Annotated in this window: 5 protein-coding genes; 1 reads left to right on the top strand and 4 read right to left on the bottom strand. The window is 69.2% G+C overall.

Annotation, left to right across the window (positions count from 1 at the left end; genetic code table 11):
- Positions 1-274: 274 nt before the first annotated feature.
- Positions 275-631, top strand: coding sequence for an STAS domain-containing protein (locus ITP53_RS18110; RefSeq protein WP_195896575.1), 357 nt, complete (start codon positions 275-277; stop codon positions 629-631).
- Here the strand turns inward: ITP53_RS18110 and ITP53_RS18105 are convergent.
- The 4 genes from ITP53_RS18105 to ITP53_RS18090 all read right to left on the bottom strand — a co-directional run bounded on the left by ITP53_RS18105 (position 555) and on the right by ITP53_RS18090 (position 6,367).
- Positions 555-2,783 (bottom strand): terpene synthase family protein, encoded by a 2,229-nt coding sequence (locus ITP53_RS18105; RefSeq protein ID WP_195896574.1) that lies wholly within the window; start codon positions 2,781-2,783, stop codon positions 555-557. The genes ITP53_RS18110 and ITP53_RS18105 overlap by 77 nt on opposite strands.
- 147 nt (positions 2,784-2,930) lie before the next feature.
- Positions 2,931-4,340 (bottom strand): family 2B encapsulin nanocompartment shell protein, encoded by a 1,410-nt coding sequence (locus tag ITP53_RS18100; protein ID WP_195896573.1) that lies wholly within the window; start codon positions 4,338-4,340, stop codon positions 2,931-2,933.
- Between the two features lie 28 nt (positions 4,341-4,368).
- Positions 4,369-5,310 carry a 4-hydroxy-3-methylbut-2-enyl diphosphate reductase gene (locus ITP53_RS18095; RefSeq protein ID WP_195896572.1) on the bottom strand — a complete coding sequence of 314 codons (942 nt, stop codon included), beginning with the start codon at positions 5,308-5,310 and terminating at the stop codon, positions 4,369-4,371.
- 13 nt (positions 5,311-5,323) lie between these two features.
- Complete coding sequence (locus ITP53_RS18090) at positions 5,324-6,367, bottom strand: polyprenyl synthetase family protein (RefSeq protein ID WP_207756085.1); 1,044 nt, start codon at positions 6,365-6,367, stop codon at positions 5,324-5,326.
- Positions 6,368-6,518: the final 151 nt, after the last annotated feature.

Below are 6,518 nucleotides of genomic sequence, written 5' to 3'. Positions count from 1 at the left end.
GCAGGGCGCGGGCACGACGCGGGCGCGGCACACAGCATCAGGCGTCGGCGTGACACAACACCAGGCGCGGGCGCGACACAACACCGGCTATGACAGGGTGTCAGGCGTACCCCTTCATAATTTCACCGTAATTCAGTCATTTTCCGGCGAAAATTACATATCGAATGATGCGTCGTGTAGCCTAGTTTTGGGTTAATCGCTATGGCGGTGATCCCTGTCAGTGGCAGGTCCGGCTAGAACCCCCAGAATGCGCGTGTTGGGGGGTGTGAAGGCCGTGAGTGACGTCGAAGACCGGCTCCTCTACCAGGACGAGCAGCTCAAGATCACGGTGCGCGCCGCGCTCGAAGCCCCAGCCGTCACGCTGATCGGCGAGATCGACGCCACCAACAGCCCCGCCCTGGCCAGCGCCCTGGTGAGATGCCGAGAACGCGAAGGCGAAGGCGACTACATCGTGGTCGACACCGGCAGGCTCACCTTCATCGACCTCTCCGGGCTGCGCGTGCTCGTCATGCCCACGCTGCCGCCGGCACAACGCTGGATCCGCCTGCACAACGTCACGCCGTACCAGCGGCGCTTGCTGCGCATGATGGGCTGGTACGCCGAGGCTCGTACGCACGGCCTGCCCAGATAGCCGTCGCGGCCGAGGTGCCGAGCCCCGTCGGCCCGCCGAGGCACGGGCGCGGCGGTCGCTTGTGCCGGCGCAGGGTCTCCTCGTCGTAGCGCCTGCAGTGACGATGCCAGTTGAGTATGCCGGTCACCCAGTTCCGCAGCTCGGCGACATAGCCATCGAGCTCACGCCGCCCGTCCGCGTCGAGCCCGAACTCGTCGCCCAGGATCGGCAACTCGTGCTCGACGATGTGCTCGAACTGCTTCATCCGCGACGTGAGCAGGTCATTGACGATGGTGAGGGCCGCCGGGTAGTCGCAGTCGAAGAAGTTGCGTACGACCAGGATGCAGTTGTGCACCTCGCCCTCGAACTCGATCTCCTTCTGATAGGAGAAGATGTCGTTGACGAGCACGCCGCAGTCCGTCATCGCGTTCTCCAGCGCCCGCATCGGGCCGCTGCGGTAGAGCTCCTCGGAGATGCCCTTCGTGTGCCGAAGTCGGCACATGTCCATCGTCAACTCGCCGCCGAAGGTCAGCCTGCGCATCTCCATGTAGTCCACGGGGTCGGGGACATGGTGAGCCAGCTCGTTGGCCAGCTCCCACAGCCACGCCGAGCACATCGACTCGACGTCCGCACGCAGCTTGCGCCGCGCGGCGGGCGGCATCGGCCCCGCCGTACGCGCCCACAGGTCGCCCATGGACCGCTCCAGCGCGCTCGCGGGCGGCGGCACCGGTGAGCCGTCCAGCGGCATGAACGCCGAGAGCCGGTCCACCGCGATCCTCGCCGCGGCCAGGTTGCCGGACCTGCCGAAGACGACGGGGAAGTAGTCGTCTCCGTACGTCCCCCAGGTCAGCCAGTGCGACACCAGGGCCAGCTCCTCGGGCCCGGCGTCGGGACACATGCCCGCCGCGGCGAGCGCGAAGTCGAAGTCGATCAGCTTGTCCGGGTCCCACACGGCCGCGCCCACCACCCCGGCCTCCAGCAGGCCCATCTCCGTGCCCCACGCCACGGTGTCGCGCCGCGCGCGGTCGAGGTGCGGGGAGAGTCTGAGCTCGAAGGGCACGTACAGGTCGGGGATCTGAACGGGCCCCACCCGCTGGTACGGGACGTGGGTGAAGTTGCGTACGCGCTTGGCCCCGAGCAGGTCGACGATCGACGACATGCCCAGCGGCCGGCCCGCCTTCGCCCGCTCGTTCATGTAGCGGCTGGAACGCAGGTGCCACTCGTGCCCGCCCGACTGCCAGTCCTGCAGCCCCTTGACGTAGGCCAGCACTCCCGCGGCGGAGAGCGGATCGACGGCGTGCTCCACGAACATCGGCCCGAGCTCGAAGAACACCGTGTGCTCGAACTGCTGCAACCGCGAGGTGAGCAGGTCGTTGACGGCGTTCGCGGCCTCCTGCGTGGTGGAGCCGAGGAACTTCTCCAGCACCAGCACGCCGTTGCTCAGCTCGCCCTCGTCCCGCACCTCCCGCTGGTAGGAGAACAGGTCGTTGCGCAGGTGCACCGCGTCGGAGAACGCGTCCCGCAGCACCCGCATCGGCCGCGTCCCGGCGACCCGCGCGGGCACCTCGGCCCCCACCGCGTGCTCCACGAGCCCCGCCGACCACGGCGCCCCGCCGACCTTGCGCCGCATCTCGATGTACTCGACGGGGTTGGCCACCCGGCCCCTGTTGATGTTGGCCAGCTCCCACAGCGACTCGTCGAGCAGGTTGCGGGTGCTCTCCGCGAAACGCTCACGCCAGCTCGCCGACATGCCGGGCACCGTACGCGTCCACAGGTCGGCCAGGCCCGCCTCGACCGGGTTGGCCGGCTCGGGCATGGACAGATCCGCGCCCATCGGCATGAACAGCGGCAGCCGGTCGAGGTAGGTCTTGCTGCCCGCGTAGTCGCCGGTGCGCTTGAACACCTGGAGGAAGTGGTCGTCGAAGAAGAACACCCACACGTACCACTCCGTGATCAGGCAGAGCTCCGCGGCGTCGCAGTCCGGATGGGTGTACGCGCACAACAGCGCGTAGTCGTGGGCGTCGAGGTCGGCCCGCTCCCACACGCCCGAGCCGGCCAGCATGCCCATGTCGCCCGCCCACTGTCCGGAGTGCGCGCGTGCCTCTTCGACGTGCGGGTTGAGCCGCGCGGGATACGGCACGTAGAAGTCGGGCAGTTCGAACGGCTGGGACAAGGTCACTCCTTCACTCGGGCAACGACGACCACTCCGGCAACGACGACCGGCGGGCAACGAACGACCGGCACCGCACGCCGCCCCGGGCCCCCACGAGGCGGCACGAGGCGGCACGGGGCGGCACGTGCGTGAACGGGGATCTGGGATCTAGCCGTTCCGGCCGAGCTCGACGTCCTCCAGAACTCCGAGCGCGTCGGGCACGAGCACGGCGGCCGAGTAGTAGGCGCTGACCAGGTAGGAGATGACCGCCTTCTCGTTGATGCTCATGAACCGGACGGACAGGCTCGGCTGGTACTCGTCAGGAATGCCCGTCTGGTGCAGCCCGACAACCCCTTGGTTCTCCTGTCCGGTACGCATCAGCAGGAACGACGTCGTACGCGTGCCGGACACCGGGATCTTGTTGCACGGGAAGATCGGCACCCCGCGCCAGGCCGGGACCCGCTGCCCGCCGAACTCGCTGGACTGCGGGTAGATGCCACGCTTGCTGCACTCCCTGCCGAAGGCGGCGATGGCCTTCGGGTGCGCCAGGAAGAACGCCGGGTCCTTCCACACGGTCGACAGCAGGTCGTCGAGGTCGTCAGGCGTGGGCGGTCCTGTGCGGGTGCGGATGCGCTGGCTGAAGTCGGCGTTGTGGAGCAGGCCGAACTCCCTGTTGTTGACCAGCTCGTGCTCCTGGCGCTCGCGCAGGGCCTCGACCGTGAGGCGGAGCTGCTGGTCGAGCTGGTTCATCGGCTGGTTGTACAGGTCGGAGACCCGGCTGTGCACGTGCAGGACGGTCTGGGCCACGCTCAGTTCGTACTCGCGGGGGCTCTGCTCGTAGTCGACGAACGTGCCGGGCAGGACGGCCTCGCCGACGTGGCCGGCGGACATGTCGATCGCGGCCTCGCCGTACTCGTTCTGGGCGCGGTCGCCGCTGGTGCGCCAGTTGTCCACGTGCTCGCGCAGCGCGGGGGACCGCTCGGCGATCTGCTCGAAGTCCTGCTTGGAGAGCGTGAGCACGGTGGTGGCCGTCTTGGTCCGCGCGGTGAACTCGAACGGGCCGCCGCCCGCGAGGGTCTGCTCGCCGAGGTAGTCGCCGTCGGCCAGGACCCCGAGGTTCTGCTCGTCGCCGTACGCGCCCTGACCGACCTTGCGCACCCGGCCGTGGGCGATGAGGACGAGCTGGTCGGCCGGGGCGCCCTCCGAGACGATCTTCTCGTCGGCTTCGAGCTCGCGCTGGGTGAACCGGTCGGCCAGCGCTTCGAGCACCTCCATGTCGTCGAAGCCGCGCAGCATGGGCAGCTCGGTGAGCTCGGCGGGGATGACCCGCACCGCCGAGCCCGTCGTGCTGAACGTGATGCGCCCGTCGCCCAGCGTGTAGGTCAGCCGCCGGTTGACCCGGAACACGCCGCCGGAGCACTGCACCCACGGCAGCAGCCGCAGCAGCCACCGTGAGGTGATCTCCTGCATCTGCGGCGGCGTCTTGGTCGTGGTCGCGAGCTGCCTGGCGGCATCCGTGCTGAGGCTGAGCCGGCCGTTGGCGGTCTCCGGCGCGGTCGAGTCAGTCGTTTCGGTCATTCGTGCACCACCTGTTTCCGTGTGAGGGCTATTCGGGGTTGCGAGGTGATCGCAACTCGGGGGGAAGCGAGAACGTGAGGGTCTCCTCGGTCAGCGTCACCGGCTCGACGTCGGCGTATCCGCGGGCGGCGAGCCAGCCGAGTAACTCCTCCACCGGCCACTCCGGCACGGAGGCGCCGGAGCTGATCCCGACGGTCCGCACGCCGCCGAGCCATCGCTCGTCGGCGTCGGCGGCCCGGTCGACCAGGTAGGCCGCGCCCGCCCCCGCGTTCAGCGCGACCTCGACCAGCCGCTGGGAGTTGGAGGAGTTGGCCGAGCCGACGACGATGATCAGATCGCAGCGCGGGGCGATCCTGGTGATCGCCTCCTGGCGGTTCTGGCTGGCGTAGCAGATGTCGGCGCTCGGCGGATCGGCCAGGTGCGGGAAGCGCCGGCGCAGCCCGGCGACGGCCCGCATGGTCTCGTCCACGGCCAGCGTGGTCTGCGACAGCCAGCTCACAGGACCGGCGCCGCTCGCCGTCACCTCGTCAGGCCGGGCCGGGTCGACGACGTGGATGCGGCCGGGGGCCTCGCCGAGCGTGCCCTCGACCTCCTCGTGCTCCGCGTGCCCGATGAGCACGATCTCGTAGCCCTCTTCCGCCATGCGTACGGCCTCTTTGTGGACCTTCGTGACCAGTGGGCAGGTCGCGTCGATCGTCAGCATCGCGCGCCGCTCCGCCTCCTCCTTGACCGCCGGCGCGACGCCGTGGGCAGAGAAGACCACCAGCGCGCCGTCGGGGACCTCGTCGAGCTCGTCGACGAAGACCGCGCCGCGCCTGGTGAGGTCCTCGATCACGTGGGTGTTGTGGACGATCTGCTTGCGGACGTACACGGGAGGGCCGTAACGGTCCAGCGCCTCCTCAACGGTGACGATCGCGCGGTCCACGCCCGCGCAGAAGCCGCGCGGGGCGGCGAGAAGTACCCGTCCCATCTGGGTGAACCCCCTACTTGGTGCGGTGCGCCAACTGGTCGGCCAGCACGGCGAGCGCGCTCGCGGCCGCCGGCTCGATCGGCGCCTTGTCCAGGGCCGTGACGGCCTCGTGCACGCGTTCGCTGATCATTTCCTCGACCTTGGCGAGTGCCCCGGTGTCGCGCAGGACCTGGCGCAGGTCGGCCGCGCGCTCCTCGCTCAGCTCCGGGTCGCCGTGCCAGCGACGCAGGTGCTGGAGCTGCGCCGGCGAGGCGTTGTGCGTGGCGTGGGCGAACAGCACCGTGTGCTTGCCCTCGCGCAGGTCGTCCAGCGCCGACTTGCCGGTCTCCGCCGACGAGCCGAACGTGCCGAGCACGTCGTCGCGTAACTGGAAGGCCTCACCGAGCGGCAGTCCGAAGTCGGAGTAGGACTCCAGCAGCTCCATGGAGGCGCCGGCCAGCGCCCCGCCGATCTGCAGTGGCCGTTCGACGGTGTATTTCGCCGTCTTGAAGCGGATCACGGTGAGCGCCTCCGCCACGCTCGCGCCTGAGCGGATCTGGGCGAGGACGTCGAGGTACTGGCCGCTGATGACCTCGGTGCGCATGGCGTCGAACAGGTGGTGGGCGGCCCGCAGCCGGCGCGGCTCCACGCCGCACGACGACAGCAACGTGTCGGACCAGGCCAGGCTGAGCGTGCCGAGCAGGATGCCGCCCGCCTGCCCGAACGCGTCCGCGCCCGGCCCCTCGTGCAGCCCTGCCAGGCCCTTGTGCACCGTGGCCCGGCCACGGCGCAGCTCGCTCCCGTCCATGATGTCGTCGTGGATGAGCAGGCCGGCGTGACACAGCTCCAGGGCCGCGGCGGCGCTGATGATCTCGTCGCAGTCGTCGCCGCCCGCCCCGCGCCAGCCCCAGTAGCACAGCTGCGGCCTGATGCGCTTGCCGCCGCGCAGGATGAAGTCGCCCAGCAGCTCGTACGCCGCCTCGACGTCGGGATCGGACACCGGGTTGCGCCAGGTTTCGAGGAAGGTGAACAGCCGCCGCTCGATGAGTGCACCAAGGGAGTGCTGAGTGAAGCTCACCGGCATGCGCGCGGCTCCTTCTGTCAGTCGAGTCACTACCAATAGTTAGTCATCGAATACTCAGCGTGTAAAGACTCTTCGGTAGCTCAAGACTTCTTTTGCCACAGCAGTCACGGAGAGTCATGGCACCGGACAAGGTCACGCCCAGGTG

Source organism: Nonomuraea cypriaca (genome assembly GCF_015645445.1).
Lineage (GTDB): Bacteria > Actinomycetota > Actinomycetes > Streptosporangiales > Streptosporangiaceae > Nonomuraea > Nonomuraea cypriaca.
The sequence above is the reverse complement of the archived record's forward strand: the minus strand, read 5'-3'. Positions and strand labels throughout refer to the sequence as shown.

Excerpts from the sequence above, each read along its gene's own strand:
- ITP53_RS18100 (WP_195896573.1), bottom strand. The coding sequence starts at position 4,340 with ATGACCGAAACGACTGACTCGACCGCGCCGGAGACCGCCAACGGCCGG.
- ITP53_RS18095 (WP_195896572.1), bottom strand. The coding sequence starts at position 5,310 with ATGGGACGGGTACTTCTCGCCGCCCCGCGCGGCTTCTGCGCGGGCGTG.